Origin of the sequence: Hymenobacter sp. (genome assembly GCF_031398885.1) — a bacterium.
GTDB lineage: Bacteria > Bacteroidota > Bacteroidia > Cytophagales > Hymenobacteraceae > Hymenobacter.
In genome coordinates, this window is sequence record NZ_JANNOD010000053.1 from 1 (window position 1) to 23,146 (window position 23,146).

Annotated in this window: 22 protein-coding genes; 14 read left to right on the plus strand and 8 right to left on the minus strand. The window is 62.5% G+C overall.

Annotated features, from left to right (window positions below):
- Positions 1-116: 116 nt before the first annotated feature.
- Together RMO51_RS10115 and RMO51_RS10120 are read right to left on the minus strand one after the other, a co-directional pair.
- A complete protein-coding gene (locus RMO51_RS10115) occupies positions 117-584 on the minus strand; it encodes a Fic family protein (RefSeq protein WP_310394322.1) in 468 nt (155 codons plus the stop codon).
- A 21-nt stretch (positions 585-605) separates the two neighbouring features.
- Positions 606-875, minus strand: a complete 270-nt coding sequence (locus tag RMO51_RS10120) for a Fic/DOC family N-terminal domain-containing protein (protein WP_310394323.1) — start codon at positions 873-875, stop codon at positions 606-608.
- 185 nt (positions 876-1,060) lie between these two features.
- Between RMO51_RS10120 and RMO51_RS10125 the strand changes: the two genes are divergently transcribed.
- From RMO51_RS10125 to tnpA, 4 genes are all read left to right on the plus strand, one after another.
- Entirely contained in the window at positions 1,061-2,170 is a 1,110-nt protein-coding gene (locus tag RMO51_RS10125; RefSeq protein ID WP_310394324.1) for a hypothetical protein, read from the plus strand.
- 70 nt (positions 2,171-2,240) lie between these two features.
- Positions 2,241-2,438: a hypothetical protein gene (locus RMO51_RS10130; RefSeq protein WP_310394326.1), complete on the plus strand. Its 198-nt coding sequence runs from the start codon at positions 2,241-2,243 to the stop codon at positions 2,436-2,438.
- On the plus strand, positions 2,416-4,479 hold the full coding sequence (locus tag RMO51_RS10135) for a prolyl oligopeptidase family serine peptidase (RefSeq protein WP_310394328.1): 2,064 nt from the start codon (positions 2,416-2,418) through the stop codon (positions 4,477-4,479). The genes RMO51_RS10130 and RMO51_RS10135 overlap by 23 nt, the downstream gene beginning before the upstream one ends.
- Before the next feature lie 116 nt (positions 4,480-4,595).
- Positions 4,596-5,060, plus strand: a complete 465-nt coding sequence (tnpA, locus tag RMO51_RS10140; protein ID WP_310394329.1) for an IS200/IS605 family transposase — start codon at positions 4,596-4,598, stop codon at positions 5,058-5,060.
- Positions 5,061-5,220: 160 nt separating this feature from the next.
- Here tnpA and ahcY read toward each other — a convergent pair whose 3' ends face one another.
- Together ahcY and RMO51_RS10150 are read right to left on the minus strand one after the other, a co-directional pair.
- Positions 5,221-6,540 carry an adenosylhomocysteinase gene (gene ahcY, locus RMO51_RS10145; RefSeq protein ID WP_310394330.1) on the minus strand — a complete coding sequence of 440 codons (1,320 nt, stop codon included), beginning with the start codon at positions 6,538-6,540 and terminating at the stop codon, positions 5,221-5,223.
- 129 nt (positions 6,541-6,669) lie between these two features.
- On the minus strand, positions 6,670-7,407 hold the full coding sequence (locus RMO51_RS10150) for a DUF4397 domain-containing protein (RefSeq protein WP_310394332.1): 738 nt from the start codon (positions 7,405-7,407) through the stop codon (positions 6,670-6,672).
- A gap of 157 nt (positions 7,408-7,564) precedes the next feature.
- Between RMO51_RS10150 and RMO51_RS10155 the strand changes: the two genes are divergently transcribed.
- The 4 genes from RMO51_RS10155 (at position 7,565) to metK (ending at position 11,802) form a co-directional block, all read left to right on the plus strand.
- Entirely contained in the window at positions 7,565-8,176 is a 612-nt protein-coding gene (locus tag RMO51_RS10155) for a hypothetical protein (RefSeq protein ID WP_310394334.1), read from the plus strand.
- 29 nt (positions 8,177-8,205) lie between these two features.
- Positions 8,206-9,411 (plus strand): class I SAM-dependent methyltransferase, encoded by a 1,206-nt coding sequence (locus tag RMO51_RS10160; RefSeq protein ID WP_310394336.1) that lies wholly within the window; start codon positions 8,206-8,208, stop codon positions 9,409-9,411.
- A gap of 147 nt (positions 9,412-9,558) precedes the next feature.
- Entirely contained in the window at positions 9,559-10,293 is a 735-nt protein-coding gene (locus RMO51_RS10165) for an SDR family oxidoreductase (RefSeq protein ID WP_310394337.1), read from the plus strand.
- A 243-nt stretch (positions 10,294-10,536) separates the two neighbouring features.
- Entirely contained in the window at positions 10,537-11,802 is a 1,266-nt protein-coding gene (gene metK / locus RMO51_RS10170) for a methionine adenosyltransferase (RefSeq protein WP_310394339.1), read from the plus strand.
- A gap of 122 nt (positions 11,803-11,924) precedes the next feature.
- Here the strand turns inward: metK and hpf are convergent, their stop codons facing one another.
- The 4 genes from hpf to RMO51_RS10190 form a co-directional block, all read right to left on the minus strand.
- A complete protein-coding gene (gene hpf / locus RMO51_RS10175; RefSeq protein ID WP_310394341.1) occupies positions 11,925-12,224 on the minus strand; it encodes a ribosome hibernation-promoting factor, HPF/YfiA family in 300 nt (99 codons plus the stop codon).
- 37 nt (positions 12,225-12,261) lie between these two features.
- The gene (locus RMO51_RS10180) at positions 12,262-13,140 is read right to left on the minus strand and encodes a tyrosine-type recombinase/integrase (protein ID WP_310394343.1); all 879 of its coding nucleotides are present in this window, start codon (positions 13,138-13,140) and stop codon (positions 12,262-12,264) included.
- A gap of 164 nt (positions 13,141-13,304) precedes the next feature.
- The gene (rpsU, locus tag RMO51_RS10185) at positions 13,305-13,499 is read right to left on the minus strand and encodes a 30S ribosomal protein S21 (protein WP_035564799.1); all 195 of its coding nucleotides are present in this window, start codon (positions 13,497-13,499) and stop codon (positions 13,305-13,307) included.
- A gap of 190 nt (positions 13,500-13,689) precedes the next feature.
- Positions 13,690-14,835, minus strand: a complete 1,146-nt coding sequence (locus tag RMO51_RS10190) for an acyl-CoA dehydrogenase family protein (protein ID WP_310394348.1) — start codon at positions 14,833-14,835, stop codon at positions 13,690-13,692.
- A 249-nt stretch (positions 14,836-15,084) separates the two neighbouring features.
- On the opposite strand from RMO51_RS10190, the gene RMO51_RS10195 reads away from it, so the two are divergent.
- From RMO51_RS10195 to RMO51_RS10220, 6 genes are all read left to right on the plus strand, one after another.
- The gene (locus tag RMO51_RS10195) at positions 15,085-16,005 is read left to right on the plus strand and encodes a polysaccharide biosynthesis/export family protein (protein WP_310394350.1); all 921 of its coding nucleotides are present in this window, start codon (positions 15,085-15,087) and stop codon (positions 16,003-16,005) included.
- Positions 16,006-16,068: 63 nt separating this feature from the next.
- The gene (locus RMO51_RS10200; RefSeq protein ID WP_310394353.1) at positions 16,069-18,576 is read left to right on the plus strand and encodes a polysaccharide biosynthesis tyrosine autokinase; all 2,508 of its coding nucleotides are present in this window, start codon (positions 16,069-16,071) and stop codon (positions 18,574-18,576) included.
- Positions 18,577-18,590: 14 nt separating this feature from the next.
- Positions 18,591-19,358, plus strand: a complete 768-nt coding sequence (locus tag RMO51_RS10205) for a CpsB/CapC family capsule biosynthesis tyrosine phosphatase (protein ID WP_310394354.1) — start codon at positions 18,591-18,593, stop codon at positions 19,356-19,358.
- Between the two features lie 90 nt (positions 19,359-19,448).
- Positions 19,449-20,471 (plus strand): NAD-dependent epimerase/dehydratase family protein, encoded by a 1,023-nt coding sequence (locus RMO51_RS10210; protein ID WP_310394356.1) that lies wholly within the window; start codon positions 19,449-19,451, stop codon positions 20,469-20,471.
- A 164-nt stretch (positions 20,472-20,635) separates the two neighbouring features.
- The gene (locus tag RMO51_RS10215; protein ID WP_310394358.1) at positions 20,636-22,033 is read left to right on the plus strand and encodes a tetratricopeptide repeat protein; all 1,398 of its coding nucleotides are present in this window, start codon (positions 20,636-20,638) and stop codon (positions 22,031-22,033) included.
- Between the two features lie 222 nt (positions 22,034-22,255).
- On the plus strand, positions 22,256-23,086 hold the full coding sequence (locus RMO51_RS10220) for a phosphosulfolactate synthase (RefSeq protein WP_310394359.1): 831 nt from the start codon (positions 22,256-22,258) through the stop codon (positions 23,084-23,086).
- The last annotated feature ends 60 nt before the right edge of the window (positions 23,087-23,146 follow it).

A 23,146-nucleotide genomic window follows, 5' to 3' on the forward strand; every position in this document is an offset into this window, starting at 1 on the left:
GCAGGTTTTGCATTGATACCGCGCGTGGCCCTGGCTGTGGCCGTTGCGCCGAATTTGGTCGCTGCCGCATTTGGCGCAGAAGTGTTGCGTGTAAACCATAACTGGCAATACGGATTTCATCCTAACTTAGACCACCGCCAGTGGCGGTAGTAGTCGGCCTTGTGCTGGGTAATGAAGCGGCTGAGGTAGAGCACCGGCAGGTCGAGCAAGTCTTTCAGCACCAAATAGAGGATGTTGAGGATGCGGCCCGTGCGGCCGTTGGCTGACGCCGACCTTCGGTTGCCGTCATAGAACGGGTGGATGCTTTCAAATTGGAAGTGCAGTACGGCCATCTTCACCAAAGGGTCGGCCTCGCTCAGAGTGTCGTCGTTGAGGTACTGTTCGAGGTTGGCCATCAGGTCCAGAATGGTGGCGTGGTCCTGCGGGGGCGTGTACACCACTGCGCCGGTTTGGGCATTTTTGAGGGCGGTGCCGGGCAGCCGGCGGTAGCCGGCGTTGTTGTGCTCCAGCTCGGCCTGAATCTGGACGAGGTGGTTGCTGCTTAAAAAGCCGTGCTCGCGAACCAAGCCGAAGCCCAGCTGCAACGCGGCCGCGTAGTGCTGGACCTACTTAGCAGCCTGGGTGGTGGGGCCATCGACCTGGACGGTTGCCTGGAATAGCTCGTCGTGCGTCGTGATGATGTTTTCGATGGCCGAGCTATCCTTCGCTTCCTGCAACGGCAGGGTGTTGAGCAAGATGTCAGCGTCAGGGATAGTCCCCAGAATGCCCTTCAGCTCCGCCAGGGCGCGGTGGGCGGCGGGCAGTTTTTTGAGCACGGCCCGCGTTTCCAACTCTTCGACGGGCGGTAGCTGGGTGGGTTGCCAGAAGGTTGACATGCGACGATGGGTTGGGTGAAGAAGAATAAGCGGCAAGACGTGTAAAGAAAAGGCCAGTTTGCTTTACACGTGTTCGACTACGTGTAAAGCAAACCGGCCTTTTCTTTACACGAGCCTAATCCCTGGTCCCAAACCCACACTGAATAGCGCTTAAGCCGTACTTTCCGGCTTTAATCGCACTGCTTATGACTTTCCGCTTTGCCTGGGCCTCGCTGCTGGCCGCCCTGCTATTCGGTTCCGCTGGCTCGCTGCACGCCCAAACGCCGCTCGGCCAGCCCTCGCTCGACGAGGCCAAGGTGCAAATCTGGTGCGCCGCCGTGCGCTTCGTGTACGACGACGCCGGCCGGCCCACCCTCAAGGGCACCGTGCGCTGCGAAGGCGGCAATCTCGACGCCCTGGCCGCCAGCATCCGGCCCGACAGTCTGCGCGTGTACAGCGTGCTTTACCAGCCCATCGAGGGCGCAGGCCGCATCTACCAGGGGAAGAAGGACAACCCCGCCCGGCTCGCGGCCCTGGCCCAGGCCATTGTGGGCAAGCTGAAGGGCTCGCCGGCCCGCCGCCGCGACCCCGCCCGCATGGCCCGCGTGGCCGCCCTCGAAACGGCCCTGACCAACTACGTGACCAGCGGCACCCCGCTCGGCGAGGTGACCGCCGCCATGGCCCCCGAAACGGCCGACACCGCCACGACCGGCGGCGCGGCGGCGGGCGTAGTGGAAGCCGCCGAAGCCCAGGCCGCCGCCGAGCGCGACGCGGCCGGCACCACTTCACTGGCACGGCCCACTACTGATTCTAATAACCTACTTTACCGCTTTGCGGCGCCACTGGCACTCATCCTGAGCATTCTGAGCCTGGTGCTTTACGTTATGCTGCGCGTGACGCTGGGCCAGTGGCGCCGCCAGCAGCGCCGCGAAACCCTCACCGCCAAGCAGGCTGCCACCACGGCCCAGGCCGCCGCCGCCGAAACCAGCGCCGCCGTGGCCGACTCGGTGGCCCGCGTGAAACGGGCCGAAGCCCTGGTGCTGGCCGCCGCCCCGGAGCCCGTCGCCGCGCCAGTTGCCACCGTCCCCGACCAGCTCAGCCACGCCCAACGCCTGGAAGTGGAGCGCCTGGTGAGCCAGCGGGTAGACGAGGAGCTGCGCTGGCTGCGGGCCAACCTGCCCGAACTGGTGGCCGAAGCGGTAAGCCCGCCCGCCGGGGCCGCTGAAGCCACGGGGCCGGCAACCACCCCGGTAACGGACCCGCCGGCAGCCGAGGGCCGCGCGGGGGGCGTCGCGAATGATGCGCAATTGAGTTAACTTCCGGGAGTCGCCCGTTTTTGCGGCGCTGCGGCCGGCCGGCCGGGGCCCATTTCCTTTCCCGCTTGTTATGAAAGCCGCCGTTCGTTTATTGGGCCTTTGGGCTGCCGCGACGGCCTGCCGCGCCACCTCGGCGCCGGAGCGCAACACGCTGCCCCGCCGCCAGCCCCTCACCGAAGCCACCACTCCCGAAACCGCCGAGCCCAGCCGCCGGGCCGGTTTGGCCCTCCCCGATTCTTCCCGCCGTGCAGTACCCCAACAGCCCTAAAGCCGACGTCACCGACACCTATTTTGGCGTCACTGTTCCCGACCCCTACCGCTGGCTCGAAGCCCTCGACTCGCCCGAAACCGCGGCCTGGGTGGCGGCCCAGAACGAAGTCACCTTCGCCTACCTGGGCCGGATTCCGTTTCGGGATGCCATCAGGCAGCGGCTGGCGGCCCTTTGGAACTACGAGCGCTACGGCGTGCCCGAGCAGGTGGGGCCGGAGCTGGTGTTCAGCAAAAACGACGGCCTGCAAAACCAGGCGGTGGTCTACCGCCAGCGCGGCGCCGACGCGCCCCGGGTGCTGCTCGACCCCAACCAGTTCTCGGCCGATGGCACCACGGCCCTGGCCGACATGGCTTTCAGCAACGACCATCGCCACCTGGCCTACGCTACCAGCGGCGGTGGCTCCGATTGGCACCGGGTGCGCGTCCTGGACCTGACCACCAATCAGCTCTTGCCCGAAGAGTTGGAATGGGTGAAAGTCTCCGGCACGTCGTGGACCGCAACCGGCTTCTACTACAGCCGCTACGACGCGCCCGGGGCCGGCGAGAACGACCTGTCGGGCAAGAACGAGTACCACAAGGTCTATTTCCACGAGCTAAACACGCCGCAGGCGGCCGACCAACTGGTGTACGAGGACCCCGCCCGGGCCCTGGGCTTCCGCATTGCCAGCGCCACCGAGGATGAGCGGTTCCTGTGCCTGTACCTTACCGATGGGCGGGCCGACGGCAACCGCCTGCTGGTGCGCGACCTCACCGACCCGGCCCAGGCCAATAGCTGGATTACGCTCGTGGAATCCTACGAATTCAACAATACGGTCATCGGCAATGTGGGCGGCGAGGTGCCGGTATACACCAACTACCGGGCCCCGCGCTACCGCGTGGTCCGCATCGACCCGCGGCAGCCGCAAGAAGCGCACTGGCACGAGGTGCTGCCCGAAACCGAAAACAAGCTGGAGGGCGTGAGTCAGGTCGGCGGCCGCCTCGTGGCCAATTACCTGCACGACGCCAGCTCGCAGGTAAAAGTGTACTCCGAGCGGGGTGAGTTCCAGTACGACGTGCTTCTGCCGGCCATCGGCACGGCCAGCGGCTTTGGCGGTCGGCGCGATGCCCAGGTGGTGTACTACGCCTTCACGTCGTTCACGTACCCGACCACGATTTACCGGTACGACTTGGCGGCCAACGTCAGCACGGTGTTTCGGGCTCCCGCCGTCGACGTGAACCCGGCGGACTACGAGACCACGCAGGTGTTCTACCCGAGCAAGGACGGCACCCAGATTCCCATGTTCCTCGTCCACCGGAAGGGCGTGGTGCGGAACGGCCGGAATCCTACTTACCTGTATGCCTACGGCGGCTTTAATGTCTCGCTCACGCCGGGCTTTTCGGTGGCGCGCCTGCTGTGGCTGGAGAATGGCGGCATCCTGGCGGTGCCCAACCTGCGCGGCGGCGGCGAGTACGGCGAGGCCTGGCACCAGGCCGGCATGACCCCGCACAAGCAAAACGTGTTCGACGACTTCATTGCTGCCGCCGAATACCTCCAGGCCCACCGCTACACCGACGCCGCCCACCTGGCCCTGGCCGGCGGCTCCAACGGCGGCCTGCTGGTGGGCGCCGTCGTCAACCAGCGCCCCGACCTGGCCCGCGTGGCCCTGCCCGCCGTGGGCGTCATGGACATGCTGCGCTACCAAAAGTTCACCATCGGCTGGAACTGGGCCCCCGAGTACGGCACCTCCGACGACCCGGCCCAGTTCGAAAACCTGCGCCGCTTCTCGCCCCTGCACAACCTGCGGCCCGGCACCGCCTACCCCGCCACGCTCATCACCACCGCCGACCACGACGACCGGGTAGTGCCCGCCCACTCTTTCAAGTACGCCGCCACCCTGCAAGCCGCCAATGCTGGCCCCCACCCTACGCTAATAAGAATTGACGTGAACGCGGGCCACGGCGCCGGCAAAAGCACCCAACTGCAAATCGACGAGTGGGCCGACGTGTGGAGCTTCTGCTACGCGAATATGGGCGTGACGCCGCACGGGGAGCAGCGGTAAGTCAGACTACACTAAAAGCCGCGAAGCGGCGCCATGTTGGTAGCACGAAACGACCCGCACGAGACGAGCCGCAAAGCGGCGGCACGCGGTTCCTCAACCTTTAGAACTCTCTCCGCATGGCCGGCACCTACACGCAATTACATATTCAAGTGGTATTTGCCGTAGCTGGTCGGGCTTGCCTCATTCCCACAAAGCACCAAGAGCAGCTCAATCAATATATCAGTGGCATCATCGCCAACAAGGGCCAGAAAGCTCTTGCCGTCAACGGCATGCCCGACCACATGCACGTCCTCTTAGGTCTTCGCCCCGAAACAGCGCTGGCCGATGTGGTGCGCGACATCAAAGCCAATGCGTCGCGCTTCATCAACGAGCAGCGTTGGGTGGCAGGGAAATTTGCTTGGCAGCGTGGCTATGGCGCTTTTTCGTACTCGGCTTCCCACCTCGACCAAGTAATTCGGTACATTCACAACCAACAAGCGCACCACGCCAACCGCTCTTTTCAAGCGGAATATCAGGAATTACTCAACCGGTTTGGTATTGGATACGACCCTCGGTATTTATTCGATAGTGCCGCAGAATGACCTGGGCTGAGTGCCGCCGCTTTGCGGCTCAATTATTCCAATGCGTAACTGCTATCAACGTGACGCCGCTTTGCGGCTGGGCAATGCTTACTTCGCAAAAGCACAAAAACCGCCTGGCGCAATGCCAGGCGGTTTTTTGTGCTTTAAGCGCGAGTGGCGCCTAGTAGCGGTACAGGTCCGACTTGAACGGGCCTTCCACCGTCACTTTGATGTAGTCAGCCTGGTGAGTGGTCAGCTCGTCCAGCTCCACGCCGATTTTGGCGAGGTGCAGGCGGGCGACTTTCTCGTCCAGGTGCTTGGGCAGGGTGTAGACCTGGTTGGTGTACTGGTCGTTGCGCTCCCACAGCTCCAGCTGGGCCAGCACCTGGTTGGTGAACGAGGCCGACATCACGAACGAGGGGTGGCCGGTGGCGCAGCCCAGGTTTACAAGGCGACCTTCGGCGAGGATGATGACCTCCTTGCCGTCAATGTTGTAGATGTCGACCTGCGGCTTCACCGTGTCCTTGGTGTGGCCGTAGTTGCCGTTGAGCCACGCCATGTCAATCTCGTCGTCGAAGTGGCCGATGTTGCAGACAATGGCTTTGTCCTTGAGGCTGCGGAAGTGCTCTTCGGTGAGGATGTCGCAGTTGCCGGTGGCCGTCACCACGATGTCGGCTTCCTTCACGGCGTTGGCCAGCTTCTTCACCGCGAAGCCATCCATGGCGGCCTGCAGGGCGCAGATGGGGTCAATTTCGGTCACAATTACGCGGGCACCAGCACCGGCCAGCGAGGCGGCGGTGCCTTTTCCTACGTCGCCGTAGCCGGCCACCACGGCCACTTTGCCGGCCATCATCACGTCGGTAGCCCGGCGGATGGCGTCCACGGCCGACTCTTTGCAGCCGTACTTGTTGTCGAACTTCGACTTCGTCACCGAGTCGTTCACGTTGATGGCCGGGAAGGACAGCGTGCCGTTCTTCACCCGCTCGTACAGGCGCAGCACACCGGTGGTGGTTTCCTCCGAAACACCCTTGATGCCGGCGGCCAGCTCGGGGTAGTTGTTCAGCACCATGTTGGTGAGGTCGCCGCCGTCGTCCAGAATCATGTTCAGGGGCTTGCGGTCCTCGCCGAAGAAGAGGGTCTGCTCAATGCACCAGTTGAACTGCTCTTCGGTCATGTCCTTCCAGGCGTACACTGCTCCGCCGGCGGCGGCAATGGCGGCGGCGGCGTGGTCCTGGGTCGAGAAGATGTTGCACGACGACCACGTCACCTCGGCGCCCAGCGCGGTGAGGGTCTCGATGAGCACCGCCGTTTGGATGGTCATGTGCAGGCAGCCGGCAATGCGGGCCCCTTTGAAGGGCTGGGCGGCGCCGAACTCCTCGCGCAAGCTCATGAGGCCGGGCATTTCAGCTTCGGCGAGGCGGATTTCCTTGCGGCCCCAGGCTGCCAGGCTCATGTCCTTTACTTTGTACGGTACGTACGTTTTGGTCGTGGTCTCCACCATGATGCAGGTTAGTTAAATAATGTCGGGGTTCAACTGCAAAGGTAATTGGTTTGTTTGAGGCGGAACACAAAAAAGCCCGGACCATGACGGCCCGGGCTCTTTTGCGGCTTGTCTGGCAAAACGTAAAAACTAGTTATTCTGGACCAGTGCAGCTTTGGGCTGCAAGTCAGCGGAGAGCAACGCGTTGCTGACGCCCCGCAGTATCACCGTGTATATTTTGCCGGCTTCATATGTTTTCATGCCCGTGCCCATGCCGCTGCCGTCGCCAACGTTAGCCACCACGGTCGACTGTGGCCCGGTGGTCACGGTCAGGTTGTAGCTGCCGGCAGGAATTTCCACGAAGGAGGACGCATTAGCAAACTCAACGCTAACGTTGGGCACGTCCACGGGGCCAGCTATCGACGGCGCCGAGAGCTTGAGCGGCGACGCCGAGCCTTGCCCCAAATGAACGAGCCGTACTTTGGCCTGGCCCGTGGCGGGCGCCGATAGTTGGTCCGTGACCAACAAGCCCGCTACCGTGCTATTGGTTGGGGCGTAAGCGAAGTACGAATAGCTCAAATCTTTTTCCGTGGCCACCGTTTGAGGAGGGAAAGCGCTGGCGTTTGAGGACGCAACATTGACCTTAATGGTCGGGCTGCCGGCGTTGATGGTTTGGTAGCCCGAGTTCTGACCGTACGTTAAAGTAGCTTTTTCGGCATCATCAAACAGAACCTTCACGCCCACGTTGGCACTGGCGGCCATGTGGTAGGCGTTGACGCGCGCCGTGGCGGCGGGGGCCGGCTTATCGTCTTTGCCGCAAGAGGCGAAAAGCAGCGTGGCCGGCAGAAGGGCAAAGAGGGAACGACGCAAAACCAGGGGAGTTTTCATGATAAATGGCAGCTTTTTAAGAATGAGGCGCGCCGTCCGGTAAAATCCGGTCGGCTCGGCCTGAACGTATGAGGGAGGCGCTTTGTTGGGCCAGGAGCCAAAAAAACTTGCGCTGGGCCAAGCATTTTCGCCTCCTCGTCTCCTTTATCTTTGTCGCATGCACGAACTTAATCGGCTGGTGTCACGGCAGCGGCGGTTCCGGGTGGCGGCGGCCGTGGCCTTGTTCCTTGGCCTTTTGGTCCCGGCCGTGGCCCAGCAGGCACCCGGCACCATCCGGCTGGCGCCCGACGACGCGGACCGGGGCCTGAGCGGTCCGCAGCACAACTTTGATTTCCTGGCGCCCGGCGCGAGCGGCAACGAGTATCAGACGGCGGGCTTTTTCGGCCAGCGCCTGCGCCCCTACCTGGCCCGCAACGCCGAGGCCGTGGCGCACCTCGATGACTACCGCCGCCAGAAAATACTGTTCTTGATTGACCGACTGGTGGCCTTGGGTTCTTTTGGGTTTTACGGGCAGCAAATATTGGCCGGCGACAAAAGGCAATATTTTAATAACAATCAAAAGGTGGCCCTGGGAATCTTTGCCAGCAGCGTACTGGCCACGGTCTTCATCAACCGCCGTACGAACGCCCACTTGCTGCGCGCGGTCAAGTCGTACAACGAGGGCCTGGCCCACGGCGGCCCCCGGCTACGCCTGCGGCCTGCGGCCATTGGCGTGGGCGCCTCCGCCACGGGGCAGCCGCTGTTGACTTTGCGCTGGGCGGTGCGCTAAAGTTTCTGTTTTTCCGTATAGGCTCAACCATGGATTACCCCTTGCCCGAGGCGGCCAGGCGCTACGTGGCCGCGCATCTGCACGATGACCCCGCTCACCTGGCCCTCCAAGCCCGCCGCCACCCCAGCCTGCCCGTGCCCGCGCTGGTGCGCCAGATTCAGGCCCGCCAGAAAGCCCGCGCCAAGCTGCCCGATTGGGCCGACAACCCCGACCTCATCTTTCCCCCGGCCCTCTCCGTCGAGCAAGCCTCATCGGCCCGCACCGCAGCCTTCAAAGCCGGCCTGGTGGGCGGCGCGCGCCTGGCCGACCTCACCGGCGGATTCGGGGCCGACACGGCCGCCTTCGCCGCCCGCGTGGGGCAGGTGGAATACGTGGAGCGCGACCCCGCGCTGGCGGCCGTGGTGCGCTATAACTTCAATCAACTGGGCATCGGCAACGTGGCCGTGCACGCGACCGACGCGCTGGCGTTTCTCAAAAGCACGCCCCACCACTTCGATTGGCTGTACCTCGACCCGGCCCGGCGCGACGCGGCCGCCCGCAAGATATTTCTGCTCCGCGACTGCGAGCCCGACGTGGTGAAGCTGCTGCCCCTGCTGCTGCACAAGGCCGACAAGGTGCTGCTCAAAACGTCGCCCATGCTCGACATTGAGCACGCCGTGCTGGGCCTGGGCCACGTGCGCCGCCTCTGGGTGCTGGCCGTCGACAACGAGTGCAAGGAGGTGCTTTACGAATTGGGCCCGGAGCCGGCCGTGGACCCCGAGCGCTACGCCCTGAACCTGCGCCGCGACGGCAGCCAGCAGGAATTCCGCCTCAACCGGGCCCGCGAGGCCCGCGCCACGCCCCGCTACGCCGAGGCCCAGCAGTTCCTGTACGAGCCCAACGCGGCCGTGCTCAAGGCCGGCGCGTTCCGCAGCATCGGCACGGCCTTCGGGCTGCTCAAGCTGCACCAGCACAGCCACCTGTACACGTCCGACGTGCTGCGCCCGGACTTCCCGGGCCGGATTTTTCGGGTGCTGGCCGTGGAAAGAGCCGACGGCACGGCCTTGAAAGCCTACCTGGGCCCCGAGGCCCGCGCCCACGTCACGACCCGCAATTTCCCCGAATCAGTGGCGGATTTCCGGCGCCGCACGGGCATCCGCGAGGGCGGCGAGGTGTACCTGTTTGCCACCACCGACCTGCGCGGCCGCCCCGTGGTGCTGGTATGCGAGAAGGCAACAGCCCCGGTAGTCACGTAGAAACAGCAGCCTGATATTGGACGGCCCGGCTCTTCAACCTACGCGGAGCAAAGTGCCGGCGGGTGGCTCCGGCATAACCAAACGCCGTTCCTCGCGCTTGTCTGCGGCGAAGCGCGGTGCTTCTGCTACCCATTAAACTGTTTTTCGATGCGCTTTACAGACAAGGTGTGCCTGGTGACGGGCGGAACGTCGGGTATTGGCCGGGCCACCTGCCAGCGGCTGGGGGCCGAGGGCGGCCTGGTGGTGGCGCTGGGCCGCGACGCGGCTGATGGCGCCGAAACCGTCAGGCTCATCACCCAAGCCGGCGGCAAAGCCATTTTCATAGCCTGCGACCTGGCCAAGCCCCGGGCGGTGGCGGCCATGGTGAAAAAGGTGCTGGCCAAGTTTCAGCGCGTGGACGTGCTGGTGTGCGACGCGGCCATGATGACCTTCGAGCCCTTGGCCGAGCTGCCCCTCACGCAGTGGGACTTGTTGATGCTGGTGAACCTGCGCTCGCTGGCCCAGCTCACGCAGCTGTGCCTGCCGCACATGCCGCCGGGCAGCGCCATTGTGGCCATCAGCTCGGTGCACGCCCACCAAACCACGGCCGGCGTAGTGCCCTACGCCACCAGCAAGGGCGGCATGGAGGCCTTCGTGCGGGGCATGAGCCGTGAGCTCGACATCCGCCAAACCCGCATCAACGCCATCGCGCCCGGCGCCGTGGACACGCCCATGCTCTGGAGCAATCCTAACGTAAAAAACGGGGTCGAAGTCATTGACAAAGCCACGGTCGGCCAGCCCGAGGAGGTGGCTGCGGCCATTGCCTTCCTAGCTTCCAGCGAAGCTAGTTTCATCCACGGCACCACGCTGGCCGTGGACGGTGGCCGGCTGGCCCAGCTGTAGCCGCGCGGCGCTGAGCGAAGCTCCTCCTGGCGCAATCAGCCCATTATCCGACGCCGCAAGAGCAAGCCGGGCCGCTGGTTTTTGAATGGCAAGCCGTTTCGGCTCGGAAGAAGCGCGCCGCCTTCGTTCGTTTTTCGTGGCGGCTACTCGTTCGAATTTCCGTAGTTTTGCCTCGCGTCCGCCTGCTCGTTGCGGCTTGCCCGACGAATCTGTTTTTATCTATTTGCCCTTTTTGCGCCTTCAATGCCCTATCTGTTCACTTCCGAATCGGTTTCGGAAGGCCATCCCGATAAAGTTGCCGACCAGATTTCTGACGCCATTCTCGACGAGTACTTGCGCCAGGACCCTACCGCCAAAGTGGCCTGCGAAACGCTCGTGACCACCGATTTCGCCCTCGTGGCCGGCGAAATCAAGTCCACGGCCCACGTCGACGCCGAGCCCATCATCCGCGAGACCATCCGCCGCATTGGCTACAACAAGCCCGAATACCTGTTCAACGCCGACACCTGCGAGGTGATGAACCGCCTGCACGAGCAGTCGCCCGACATCAACCAGGGCGTGGAGCGCGCCAAGGACGAAGACCAGGGCGCCGGCGACCAGGGCATGATGTTCGGCTACGCCAGCCACGAGACGGCCAACTACATGCCCCTGGCCCTGGACCTCTCGCACCGCTTGCTCCAGGAGCTGGCCGCCATCCGCCGCGAGGGCCACGCCATGACCTACCTGCGCCCCGACGCCAAGAGCCAGGTCACCATCCGCTACTCCGACGACCACCGCCCCGAGGCCATCGACACCATCGTCATCAGCACCCAGCACGACGAGTTCGATGCCTCAGAAAGCGCCATGCTGGACCAGATTAAGGCCGACGTGCTGGCCACCCTCATCCCCCGGGTGAAAGCCGGGCTCAGCGCCGACGCGCAGGCGCTGTTCACCGACCAGATTACTTATCACATCAACCCCACGGGCAAGTTCGTCATCGGCGGCCCGCACGGCGACTCCGGCCTCACCGGCCGCAAAATCATCGTGGACACCTACGGTGGCAAAGGCGCCCACGGCGGCGGCGCCTTCTCCGGCAAGGACTCTTCGAAAGTGGACCGCTCGGCGGCCTACGCCGCCCGCCACATCGCCAAGAACCTGGTGGCTGCCGGCGTGGCCGACCAAGTGCTGGTGCAGGTGGCCTACGCCATCGGCGTGGCCCAGCCCGTGGGCGTGTTCGTGACCACCTACGGCACTACCAAGGCCGAGGGCGCCAATGGCAGCGTCTTGACCGACGGCGAAATTGCCGAGAAAGTGAACAAGCTCTTCGACCTGCGCCCCTACGCCATTGTGCAGCGCTTCGGTCTGCAGAATCCCATTTTCGCCCAGACGGCGGCGTACGGCCACATGGGCCGCCAGCCTGGCACCGTGCAAAGCACCATGAAGGACGGCACCGTGAAAACCTTCGAAACCTTCACTTGGGAGAAGCTTGATTACGTGCCCCAAATCAAAGCCGAGTTCGGAATCAACTAGGTGTTGGCTGATAGCCATCAGCTGTTAGTTTTTTTGAAAGCAAAAGCCCCGCTCGGAAATACCGAGCGAGGCTTTTTTAATAAAGGATTCATGGGCTAACAGCCATCAGCTAACAACATAAGCTAATGGGCCAGTGCCTTCTCCTTGTGCTTGGTGATTTGGCGACGCAGGCTTTCCGAGGCGGCATCGGCAGCGGCCTCAAACGAGGCGGCGTCTTCCTGGCTGAAGAGAATGTTGCCGGGAACGAGCAGCTTTATTTCCACGGTTTTGTTGTCGACGCCGTCCTTGTTGTTGAGGCGCATAATCACTTCGCCTTCGGTGACCTTGTCATAAAAAGTTTCCAGTTTGTTGAGACGTTGCTGAACAAAATCAAGCAATTTCTGGTCGGCGTCGAAGTGCACCGAATGCATCTGAACTTTCATAAAGCAGTTGATTAAGAGGGTAAAGGGTAAACAAAACTTAGGCCCGCGGATGGGCCTGTTCAAATACGGATTTCAACCGGTCAACGGACAGGTGCGTGTACACCTGGGTGGCGGCCAAGCTGGCATGGCCCAGCAGTTCTTTGATGGAATTGAGGTCGGCCCCTTTCCCCAGTAAATGGGTGGCAAACGCGTGCCGCAGCGCGTGCGGGTGCTGCTGGGCGCCCGAAGTGGTAATCTGGCTCAGGTAGTGCTTCACCGTGCGGTACACGAACTTGTCGTACATCGCCTCGCCCTTGTCGGTGAGCAGCAGCGGGCCGGCCACCGGGCCAAACTCGTGCGCCCGGCGGGCCTGGTAGCGCTCAATCACCAGCTTGAGCGTGGGGTTCAGCGGCACGAGGCGCTGCTTGTTGCCCTTGCCGGTCACGCGCACGGTACTGGCGCCCAGGCTCACGTCGTCGGCGTGGATGCCGATGAGCTCCGAGAGGCGGATGCCGGTGCCGTAAAGCATTTCCAGCACCAGCTGGTCGCGCTGGCCGGCGAAGTCTTCGCCGAACTCGAACGAGTTCAACAGACCGTTTAATGCCTCTTCGGGCACGAACTCGGGCAGCTTCTTGGCCATCTTCGGCGCCTTGATGCGCAGCATGGGGTTGGCTGCGATGGCGCCGGCCCGGAGCAGAAACTTAAAGTACGAGCGCAGGCAGGCCACTTTGCGGTTCACGGTGCGCGGGTCCAGGTTCTGCTGCATCAGCGCCACCACCCAGCCCCGGATGAGCGGGTGCGTGGCCTGGGCCGGGTCGGCCAGCTCGTACGCCGATTTCAGGTAGGCTGCGAACTGGCCCAGGTCCGTTTGGTACGAGGTGACCGTGTGGGGGCTGTAGCGCCGCTCAAAGCGCAAAAAATCAAGAAAAGCATCCATACCAACAGCAGAAATGCCCGGCGTTTGGGCCGGGCATTGAATGTACTGGTTTTTTGCGTTCCGCCAAATATTTCGTTGCAACACGGACGCGAAAAAACCGGCCGGCTTGCCCTGATTGGCAAACCGGCCGGTTTTCGCAAGACAAACGCGGCGCGAAACTTCGGCTATTCGTTCGGCTGGCCGTAGGTGGCAAGCTTGTAAACGGCCTTCTGCTTCATCTTCCGCTCCGTGATGCTGGGCTTCTGGAAAAAGGTGCGGCGGCGCAACTCTTTCAGGACGCCGGTGCGCTCAAACTTCTTTTTGAAGCGCTTCAGGGCGCGGTCAACCGATTCGTTGTCTTTGATTTGAATGATAATCATATCAGGGAATGAGGAGATTTTTCAGGGGAGGCGCCGAGTAAATCGGGCCGCAAAGATAATCACGGATTTGTCGGATTAAAAACGGATTCGTCGGATTTCGTAGTCGATTCGCGACCAGGGTTCGGTCGAGCCCGACCAGAGCCGTCCACGAAATCCGACGAATCCGTCTTTAATCCGACAAATCCGTGATTTATTTCAGCAGCGCCCGGGCAATGACCAGCTTCTGAATCTCGCTGGTGCCCTCGCCGATGGTGCAGAGCTTGGCGTCGCGGTAGTATTTCTCGGCCGGGTAGTCTTTGGTGTAGCCGTAGCCGCCGAATATCTGCACGCCCTCGGTGGCCACGCGCACGCTCACCTCCGAGGCGTAGAGCTTGGCCATGGCCGATTCCAGGTTCACGTTGAGGCCGCGGTCCTTCATATCGGCGGCGCGGTAGGTGAGCAGGCTGGCGGCTTCGATTTCGGTGGCCATGTCGGCCAGCTTGAAGGCAATGCCCTGGAAGTTGCTGATGGGCTGATTGAACTGCTGGCGCTCCTTGCTGTACTGCGTGGCGGCCTCCATGGCGCCCTGGGCAATGCCCAGGCTCAGGGCCGCGATGCTGATGCGGCCACCATCAAGCACTTTCAGGCTCTGCACAAAGCCGTCGCCCACCTTGCCGATGACGTTTTCCTTGGGCACCACGCAGTCGGTAAAAATCAGCTCCGTCGTCTCCGAAGCGCGCATGCCGAGCTTGTCTTCCTTGCGGCCGGCCGCGAAGCCGGGCGTGCCGCGCTCGATGATGAAGGCCGTCATGCCGTGGGAGTCGCCCACCTCGCCGGTGCGCACAATCACCACGGCCACGTGGCCGGACTTGCCGTGGGTGATGAAGTTCTTGGCGCCGTTGATGACGTAGTTCTCGCCGCTCTCATCGAGCACGGCGGTGGTGCGCATGTTGCCCGCGTCGGAGCCAGTGTTGGGCTCGGTGAGGCCCCAGGCCCCAATCCACTCGCCGCTGGCCAGCTTGGGGAGGTATTTGTGCTTCTGCTCCTCGGAGGCGTGCTGCAGGATGTGGCCGGTGCAGAGCGAGTTGTGCGCGGCCATGCTCAGACCGATGCTGCCGTCAATCTTGGCCAGCTCGGCAATGGCGGTGACGTATTCCATGTAGCCAAAACCGGACCCGCCGTACTCCTGGGGCACTAATACACCCATGAGGCCCAGCTCGCCCAACTGATGAAACACGTCGATGGGAAATTCCTGGCTCTCATCCCACTTCATCATGTTGGGCTTGATGTGCTGGGCGCCAAAGTCGCGCACCATCTGGGCAATCATGGTTTGGTTTTCGGTGGCTACGGCTTCCATGGAAAAGGGAACTGAGGGTGGGATTTGGTGGAAACAAGGTCGACTACCTGCTTAACCGGGAAGAGCCGGTTTAGGGTTCGTAAAAGTACGATTTGGGGAGTTGAAAACACGAATGCACGGCAAAAACATAAAGGTCTGTTCTCGAAGGAGCCCCGCAAAAGCGTTACTTTTGAGACTTTTTAAGGAGAACTTGGTTTTGACCGCCAATTTTTTCTACTTTTTCGTTTGAATTAGCACCCGTTGGCCTTCATGCCGAATTTTCTTCTTTGTCGCCCCGGGCGGCTGTGGCTGCTCGCGCTGCCCGCGGTGCTGCTTTTCTCATCGTGCGCCACCACCCGCTACTACGACCAGCGCACGTTGTTTCGGCTTACCGATGGGCAGGGCCGCCAGCTCGACAGCACCAAGCTCCGCATTGCCGTGAACCGGACGGAGCGCAACTACCTCATCCAGCCCAACGACCAGCTCGACGTGCGGGTGAACACCAACCGGGGCGAGCGCATCCTGGACCCCAACGGGGAATTGCAGTTTGGCCAGCCCAGCGGCACCCTTCCCGGCCGCAACGGCCCCACGGGCGGCGGCCGGACCCCGCCGCGCAACACCGGCCAGGGGGCCGGGGCCGCCACCGTGGGCTCGGCCTTCACGGTGCAGGCCGACGGCACTACCGTGCTGCCGCTTGTGGGCCGGGTGCGGCTTAGCGGCCTGTCGCTGCTGCAAGCCGACAGCACCCTCGCCATCCTGTTCAACGAGTACTACAAAGAGCCGTTCGTGACGACCCGGGTGACCAACAACCGCGTTTTCGTGCTGGGCGCGGTGGGCGGGCAGGTGATTTCGCTCACCAACGACAACATGAACCTGCTGGAAGTGCTGGCGTTGGCCGGCGGCATCGACGGCCAGGGCGGCGGCAACGGGCTTTACCGCAACGGCGGCCGGGCCAACAACATCCGCATCATCCGGGGCGACCTAAAAAATCCGCGCGTGCAGCAGATTGATTTGTCTACCTTGGACGGCATGCGCCGGGCCAACCTCCAGATAGAGCCCAACGACGTGATTTACGTGGAGCCCATCCGCCGCCCGCTGCTCGACGCCTTGGCCGACGTTGGCCCCGTCCTAAGCCTAGCTTCGCTGTTGCTGACCACAACGTTCTTCATTATCAGCCAAGTTGCGCGGTAGGGCACTGATTTCCGCATCGGCGCGTATGTACTACTTGGACCTTGAGTTGGCACCATCATCGCAATGGCAATAAACGAAAACACCGAACTGGAAGAGCTCATCCGCAACGCTACCGGCGGGGTTGCGGCGCCGCCGGCCCTCCCCGCGGCCGGCACCCAAGACGGCGGCGAGGACGACGAAGCGACGGGGCTGGACGTTGCCACCCTCGTGCTGGTGGCCCGCCGCAGCCTGCTGTGGATGGTGTTGCTCGTGGCATTGGGCCTGACGGCTTCCTGGCTCTACCTGCGCTACACCAAGCCGGTGTATAAGTCGGCCTCGCTGCTGAAGATTGATGAGCGTGCCGAAGCCAACGCCCTCGGGCTGGCCGGCCAGTTGCCCCCGGCAGCCGATAAAACTCGCGGCGGCAAGCTGGCCGGCGAGGTGGAGTTGATTAAGTCGGGCATCATCTACCGCCGCTTGAAGGATTCACTGGCCCTGGACGTGAATTATTACGTGCAGGGCACGGTGCTCGAGACGGAGCTGTATGGCTCCTCGCCCTTCCAGGTCCGGTACGCCATCACCGACCCGGCCTTCTATAACAAGAAATTCAACCTGCGCTTCCTTGGCCCGCAACGCTTCAAGCTGGACTATGCGGGCCAGGGCCGGCCCCTCGGGGGCGAGTACAACTTGGGCGACAGCGTTAAGTTGCCCGGAATTAAGCTAAAAATCACCGGCACGCCACAACTCACTGCCGAAGCGAGCGACCAAGACTACCACTTCACCATCCTGAGCGAGGGCACCGTGAACGCCTACCTTGATAAGAATCTCGCCGTCGAAATCGTCAACCCGGAAGCCAACACGATTCAGATTTCTTTCACGGACTTTAACCCGACCAAGGCGCAGGGCATCGTCAACAAGATTGACACTGTGTATTTGCAGGAGAAACTGGCCCGCACCCTGGAATCGACGGCCGCCAAGCTACGCTTCCTGGACAAGGCCCTCAACGAAACGCAGCGCAGCCTGGAACAAGCCGAGGACAAGCTGCAGGGCTTTACGGAAGAAACCAAGACCTACGACGTGAAGTCCGACGTGGCCCTTATTGCCGGCAAGCTGGACAAGCTGGAGGCCGACCGGACCGAGATGGAGGAGAAAATAACCCTGCTGGCGGAAATAAGCCGGCTGGCCGACCAGGAACGCCTCACCAGCTCCGAGGAAGAAACCGTGGAGCAGAGCATTCCGGGCCTGGCCGCCATCGAGGACCCGCAACTGGCCTCGGCCCTGAACGAACTGAACAGCCAGCAGTGGGACTTGCGCCGCACCTTGCGTTCCTACACTGACAGGACGGAGTCGGTTCAGCAGAAAAGGGCCAATCTGGCGTTTACCCGCGACAACATCAAGCGCCTGCTGCTGCAAGACCAGAAGCTAATGCGCCGCAAGCTGGTCCTGCTCGACCAGCAGCGCGGCAAATTCAACGAGTCGCTGCTGAGCCTGCCCGCGCAGGCCACCCGGCAGGCCCGCTTGCTACGCCCGCTGAACCTATACACCGAAAACTACCTGTTTCTGTTCGGGAAAAAAATCGATTTTAACATCCAAAAAGCCGGCAATACCGCCGACTTTCAGATTTTGTCGCCGGCGTCGCCGCCGGCCGCGCCCATTTTCCCCGTGCGGCTCATCGTGTACGCGGCGGGCTTGGCCGGTGGCTTGGTGCTGGGCCTGGGGCTGATTGCGGTGCGCTATTTCATGCACAACACGGTAACGAACGTGCGTGAGTTGGAGCGCAACACCAAAGCGGCGGTGCTGGGCATTATCCCTACCTACGACAAGGAGAAAATGGAAATATCGCGGCTGGTGGTGGACAAGAACCCCAAATCGGCCATTTCCGAATCCATCCGCTCCATCCGAACCAACCTGGACTTCATCAGCTCGGCCAAAAAGAAGCGCCTGATTTCGGTTACTTCCACCATTTCGGGGGAAGGGAAGACGTTTGTGACGGTGAACCTCGGCGGCATCATTGCCCTCTCGGGGCAACGCGTCGTCATCCTCGACCTCGACATGCGCAAGCCCAAAGTGAACCTGGCCTTTGGCGCCGAAAACACGCGGGGCGTGAGCACCATCCTCATTGAGCGCCACAGCGTGCCGGAATGCATTCAGCCGACCACCATCGACTCGCTGCAGTTTATCTCGGCCGGCCCGGCGCCGCCCAACCCGTCGGAGCTGATACTGAGCGACCGGTTCGACTCCATGATTCAGGAGCTGTTTCTGATTTACGACGTCATTTTGATTGACACGCCGCCGGTGGGGCTCGTCACCGATGGCATTCTCATCATGCGCAAAGCCGACATTCCGCTCTACATTGTGCGGGCCGATTACTCGCGCAAATCTTTCGTGAAAAACATCAACCGGCTGATGCGCACCAACAACTTCACCCGGATGTGCACCATCCTCAACGATGCCCACGCCAGCGGCGGGTACGGCTACGGGTACGGCCACGGGTACGGCTACGGCTACGGGGCTTACGGGCAGGGCTACTACGAGGAGCCGTTGGCCAAGCCGCTGACCTTTGGCGAAAAGCTGAAGAAGTTTTTCACCTAACGCGTCACCCGTAAATGTCTTCGCTCTGGCAACGTTTTTTTGGCGGGGCAGCGCCTGGCCCGGCGGCGCCCTTGTTGGCCGCCCTCGGGGCCGACATGCATTCGCACCTGCTGCCCGGCCTCGACGACGGGGCCGAAACCGTGGAACACTCCCTGAACTTGCTGCGGGCGTTGCGGGACCTGGGCTTCCGAAAGCTGATTATGACGCCCCACATCATGGGCGACTTTTATAAAAACACCCCCGCGGGCATCCGGGCGGCGCTGCTCCAGCTGCGCGAGGCCGCCGCGGCCGCCGGCCTGGGCGATGTGGTCCTCGAATGCGCCGCGGAATACTACCTCGACGAGTTCCTGGGGCGCAAGCTGGCCGATGGCACCGAGATGCTCACTTTTGGGGGCGACAAGCGGTACCTGTTGTTCGAGACGTCGTACATGAACGAGCCGCTCAACCTGTTTGAAATTATTTTTGGGTTGAAATCACAAGGCTACCGCCCCGTGCTGGCCCACCCGGAGCGCTACACCTACCTCTACGGCCGCTTGGCGGACATTGAGAAGATGCGCCGCGACTACGGGGTCTTGCTGCAAGTCAATCTGAACTCGCTGGCGGGGTATTATTCGCCGGCGGCCAAAAGGGTGGCCGAGCAGTTGATTGACGCCGGCTTGGTGGATTTTGTGGGCACCGACACCCACCACCTGCGCCACACCGAAACCCTGCTGAGCCGGGCCTTGCCGCAGCCCTACATGGAGAAACTGCTGCACCTCCCGCTGCTGAACAATACCCTCTGATGGAGTTAGTTGCCGGTTGTTCGTTGTCAGGCTATGCTGAGCTGATTCCGTGGACTGCCAACTGACAACAAGCAACTGACAACGAACAACATGATTTTCGTTACCGGCGGTACCGGCCTGATTGGCTCCTTTTTGTTGCAGGCATTGCGCGGGCGCGGGCTGGCCGTGCGGGCGCTGCACCGGGGCGCGGTGCCCACCGGCGCGGCGCCGGGCGTGGAGTGGCTGGCCGGCGACCTGCTCGACACCGAGCTGCTGCGCACCGCCCTCACGCCCGACGTCACGCACGTCTTTCACTGCGCCGGGTTGGTGTCGTACGCCCCGCAAGACGAGGATTTGCTGCAAATTGTGAACGTGCAGGGCACCGCCGCCGTGGTCGATGCCTGCCTGGAGCGACCGGGCGTCCGGCTGGCGCACGTGTCGTCAGTGGCCGCGCTGGGCGGGCCGGCGGCGGGCAGCGTGGCCCGGCCCGACGGGGCCCTGACGGTGACCGAAAAAGCCACGTGGGACCTGGGAGCGGCGCATCCGGCCTACGCCACCTCCAAGTACTTGGGTGAGCTGGAAGTATGGCGCGGGGTAGCCGAAGGGTTGTCGGCCGTCGTCGTCAATCCGTCGGTGGTGCTGGGGCCAGGGGACTGGCGCCGCAGCAGCACCCGTTTGTTACGCTACGCCTACCAGCAGCACCGCTTCTTCACCCGCGGACTAGTCAACTTCGTGGACGTGCGCGACGTGGTGGCGCAACTGCTGGCCCTGGCGCTGGACCAGCCGGCGCTGAGCGGGGAGCGGTTCATTTTGAGCGCGGAAGCCCTGCCGCTGGCTGATTTTTTCCGGCAAGCCGCCGCGGCCATGCACCGCCGGCCGCCCACGGTGGCCGTGCCCGGCTGGGCGGCCGAAATCGTGTGGCGCCTGGAGCACGCCCGGGCCGTGCTCACCGGCGCCCGGCCGCTCATTACCCGCGATACGGCCCGCGCCGGCCGCCGGCCGGTGGTGTACGCACACGCTAAAGTACAAAGTGCTACCGGCCTAGAATTCCGGCCGTTAGCCGACACTCTGGCGTGGTGCGCGGCCGAATTATCGGCAAATCCGTCCGCCTTCACAGCGGTTACCGTATCTTAGCAACAGCCGGATTGCACGGTTTTGACCAATATTTGTTATTATTGATAGCGCACTGATAAAGTGGAGTGGAACGGCGCTAACGAGCGGCGGGGCCCCAGCCGCCCGCCGCCGACTACGGCCCCCCACAAAACCAGATTAATCCACTTAACTGCGACTTTATGCGCATGAACGAACATTTTGAAAACCACCGGGCCGTGCTGGACGTCGTGCGCCGCTTTGAGCGCATGGTGGCCCAGCAGGAACCCGTCTTCTTCGATTTGGAAGACTTTGAGAACATCATCGACCACTACGTTACCAACGCTGAATTTGACAACGCCCTGCAAGCCTGCGAAGCGGCCTTGGGCCAGTACCCTTTCTCAACCGAGCTGCTGATTGACCGCGCCCAGGTGACGGCCATGCGCGGCGACTATTCCGAAGCCGAGCGCCAGATTGACGAAGTAGCGGCGCTGGACCCCACCAACGCCGACGTGGCCGTGACGCGGGGCATCATCAGCACGCAACGGGGCGAGTTTGCCCAGGCGGTGGACTTCTTTCGGACCGGCCTGGAACAGGAGCCCGAGCGCGAAGACATTCATTTTAACCTCGGCCTGGCCTTTCAGAGCTGGCAGAAATTCAAGAGCGCGGCCAAGCACTACAAGCAAAGCCTGCGCCTCAACCCCGACAACGAAACCGGGGTGCAGGAGCTGCTGCACTGCCTCGACATCACGGCCCGGCTGGAGGAGCACGAGGAATTTTTCAAGCGCTTCACCGACGATGACCCGTACTCGGCCACGGCTTGGTACAACCTGGGGCAGTACTGGTACCGCCGCGAGGACTTCACCAAGGCCGCGGAAGCCTTTGACTACGCCGTGGTCATCAGCCCCGATTTTCACGACGCCCACCACTGGCTGGCTGACACTTTTGTGTGTCAGCAGGAGTACCTGAAGGCCATTCCGGAGTTTGAGTTGGCCTACCCCACCGGCGAACCCACCGACGAAGCCCTGTGCAACATCGGCGAGTGCTACGAGAAGCTGCGCGAGTGGGAGCCCGCCCGCCGCTACTACCGCCAGGCCCTGGAGCTGAACCCTGAGATGGACGAGGCCTGGTTTGGCCAGGGCGTGCTGCTGCAGGAGCAGGGGCGCTGGTTCGAGGCCATTCACTACTTCCGCAAAGCCACCGAGCTCTACGCCGAGAGCGGCGAGTACTGGTCGGCGCTGGGCGCGGCCGAAAACCAAGTGGGCAACGTGGTCAGCGCCCTGGAATCGTACGAGAAAGCCACCGAGGTGGCGCCCGACGACGTGCAGGGCTGGGTGAGCTGGAGCGCTATTCTCTACGAGCAGGGCCACTTTGCCGAAGCCGTGGACCTGGTGCGCCACGCGGTGGAGCTGCACCCGCACGAGGCTCATTTCCACTACATGCTGTGCGCTTACCTGCTGGCCGACGGCCGCATGCGCGAAGCTTACACCACCTTGGAAACGGCCCTCACGCTCAACTACGAGCAGCACATTCTGCTATTTGACTACTTCCCGGCGCTGCGCGAGCAGCCGGGCCTGAAGAAGCTCATCGAGCAGTTCCGGAAATAAGATTGATGGACTGATTCGTTGATGGGCTGACAGGCTGCGCTGGTTTTTTTGATGCGCTTATGCGCTACGACCACGATAAACCGTACGCATAGGCACTAACCGGAACTGGCTAGATTACTTTTGCAACCGCCTGCGTTCGCGCAGGCGGTTTTTTTGTGGGCTGCCAAGCCCCATCAAAGCATATGAGCACATCAGCACATTAATGAATCAGCACATCAACCAATGAATTACGACCTTTCTCAACTCCCCGAGCGCACGCCCAAGCCCCGCGAACAAGGCTACACCATGGTCATGGACAAGGGCATGAGCCTGCGCGAAGTGGAGGATTTTCTGGAAGTGGGCGCGGCTTACACCGACGTGGTGAAGCTGGGCTGGGCCACCTCCTACGTAGTGCCCAACCTCAGGCGCAAGCTCGAAATCTACCGCGCGGCCGACATTCCGGTGTACTTCGGCGGCACGCTATTCGAAGCCTTTATCATCCGCAACCAGTTCGACGACTACCGCCGCCTGCTCGATACCCACGGCATGGAATACGCCGAGGTGTCCGATGGCAGCATCGACCTCGACCACGACCGCAAGTGCGAGTACATCCGCGAGCTGAGCAAGGCGGTGCGGGTGCTGAGCGAAGTGGGGTCGAAAGACGCCGAAAAAATCATTCCGCCCTACAAGTGGATTTCGCAGATGGAAACCGAGCTGGCTGCCGGCGCCATCAAGGTCATCGGCGAGGCCCGCGAGGGCGGCAACGTGGGCCTGTTCCGCAGCACCGGCGAGGTGCGCTCGGGCCTGGTGGAAGAAATTCTGACCAAGATTCCCTCCGAGAAAATTCTGTGGGAAGCCCCGCAAAAGGCCCAGCAAGTGTGGTTCATCAAGCTGCTGGGCACCAACGTGAACCTGGGCAACATCGCTCCCAACGAAGTAGTCAGCCTCGAAACCATTCGCCTGGGCCTGCGCGGCGACACGTTCTCCCACTTCCTCGACATGGACGCCGTGGACCCCATGTTCCGCCCGCCCGCCAAGACCAGCAAGCCGGGCACCTCCATGCCGCGCGGCTAGCGACTCAGCCGCCCAGCGCATGGCACGCCTGGACCATATATCACGAAAAACGCCGGCTTC

Bases quoted from the DNA above. Each gene is read 5' to 3' on its own strand.
- RMO51_RS10120 (WP_310394323.1), bottom strand. From the start codon at position 875: ATGTCAACCTTCTGGCAACCCACCCAGCTACCGCCCGTCGAAGAGTTG.
- RMO51_RS10125 (WP_310394324.1), top strand. From the start codon at position 1,061: ATGACTTTCCGCTTTGCCTGGGCCTCGCTGCTGGCCGCCCTGCTATTC.
- RMO51_RS10130 (WP_310394326.1), top strand. From the start codon at position 2,241: ATGAAAGCCGCCGTTCGTTTATTGGGCCTTTGGGCTGCCGCGACGGCC.
- tnpA (WP_310394329.1), top strand. From the start codon at position 4,596: ATGGCCGGCACCTACACGCAATTACATATTCAAGTGGTATTTGCCGTA.
- ahcY (WP_310394330.1), bottom strand. From the start codon at position 6,540: ATGGTGGAGACCACGACCAAAACGTACGTACCGTACAAAGTAAAGGAC.
- RMO51_RS10150 (WP_310394332.1), bottom strand. From the start codon at position 7,407: ATGAAAACTCCCCTGGTTTTGCGTCGTTCCCTCTTTGCCCTTCTGCCG.
- RMO51_RS10155 (WP_310394334.1), top strand. From the start codon at position 7,565: ATGCACGAACTTAATCGGCTGGTGTCACGGCAGCGGCGGTTCCGGGTG.
- RMO51_RS10160 (WP_310394336.1), top strand. From the start codon at position 8,206: ATGGATTACCCCTTGCCCGAGGCGGCCAGGCGCTACGTGGCCGCGCAT.
- RMO51_RS10165 (WP_310394337.1), top strand. From the start codon at position 9,559: ATGCGCTTTACAGACAAGGTGTGCCTGGTGACGGGCGGAACGTCGGGT.
- metK (WP_310394339.1), top strand. From the start codon at position 10,537: ATGCCCTATCTGTTCACTTCCGAATCGGTTTCGGAAGGCCATCCCGAT.
- hpf (WP_310394341.1), bottom strand. From the start codon at position 12,224: ATGAAAGTTCAGATGCATTCGGTGCACTTCGACGCCGACCAGAAATTG.
- RMO51_RS10180 (WP_310394343.1), bottom strand. From the start codon at position 13,140: ATGGATGCTTTTCTTGATTTTTTGCGCTTTGAGCGGCGCTACAGCCCC.
- rpsU (WP_035564799.1), bottom strand. From the start codon at position 13,499: ATGATTATCATTCAAATCAAAGACAACGAATCGGTTGACCGCGCCCTG.
- RMO51_RS10190 (WP_310394348.1), bottom strand. From the start codon at position 14,835: ATGGAAGCCGTAGCCACCGAAAACCAAACCATGATTGCCCAGATGGTG.
- RMO51_RS10195 (WP_310394350.1), top strand. From the start codon at position 15,085: ATGCCGAATTTTCTTCTTTGTCGCCCCGGGCGGCTGTGGCTGCTCGCG.
- RMO51_RS10200 (WP_310394353.1), top strand. From the start codon at position 16,069: ATGGCAATAAACGAAAACACCGAACTGGAAGAGCTCATCCGCAACGCT.
- RMO51_RS10205 (WP_310394354.1), top strand. From the start codon at position 18,591: ATGTCTTCGCTCTGGCAACGTTTTTTTGGCGGGGCAGCGCCTGGCCCG.
- RMO51_RS10210 (WP_310394356.1), top strand. From the start codon at position 19,449: ATGATTTTCGTTACCGGCGGTACCGGCCTGATTGGCTCCTTTTTGTTG.
- RMO51_RS10215 (WP_310394358.1), top strand. From the start codon at position 20,636: ATGAACGAACATTTTGAAAACCACCGGGCCGTGCTGGACGTCGTGCGC.
- RMO51_RS10220 (WP_310394359.1), top strand. From the start codon at position 22,256: ATGAATTACGACCTTTCTCAACTCCCCGAGCGCACGCCCAAGCCCCGC.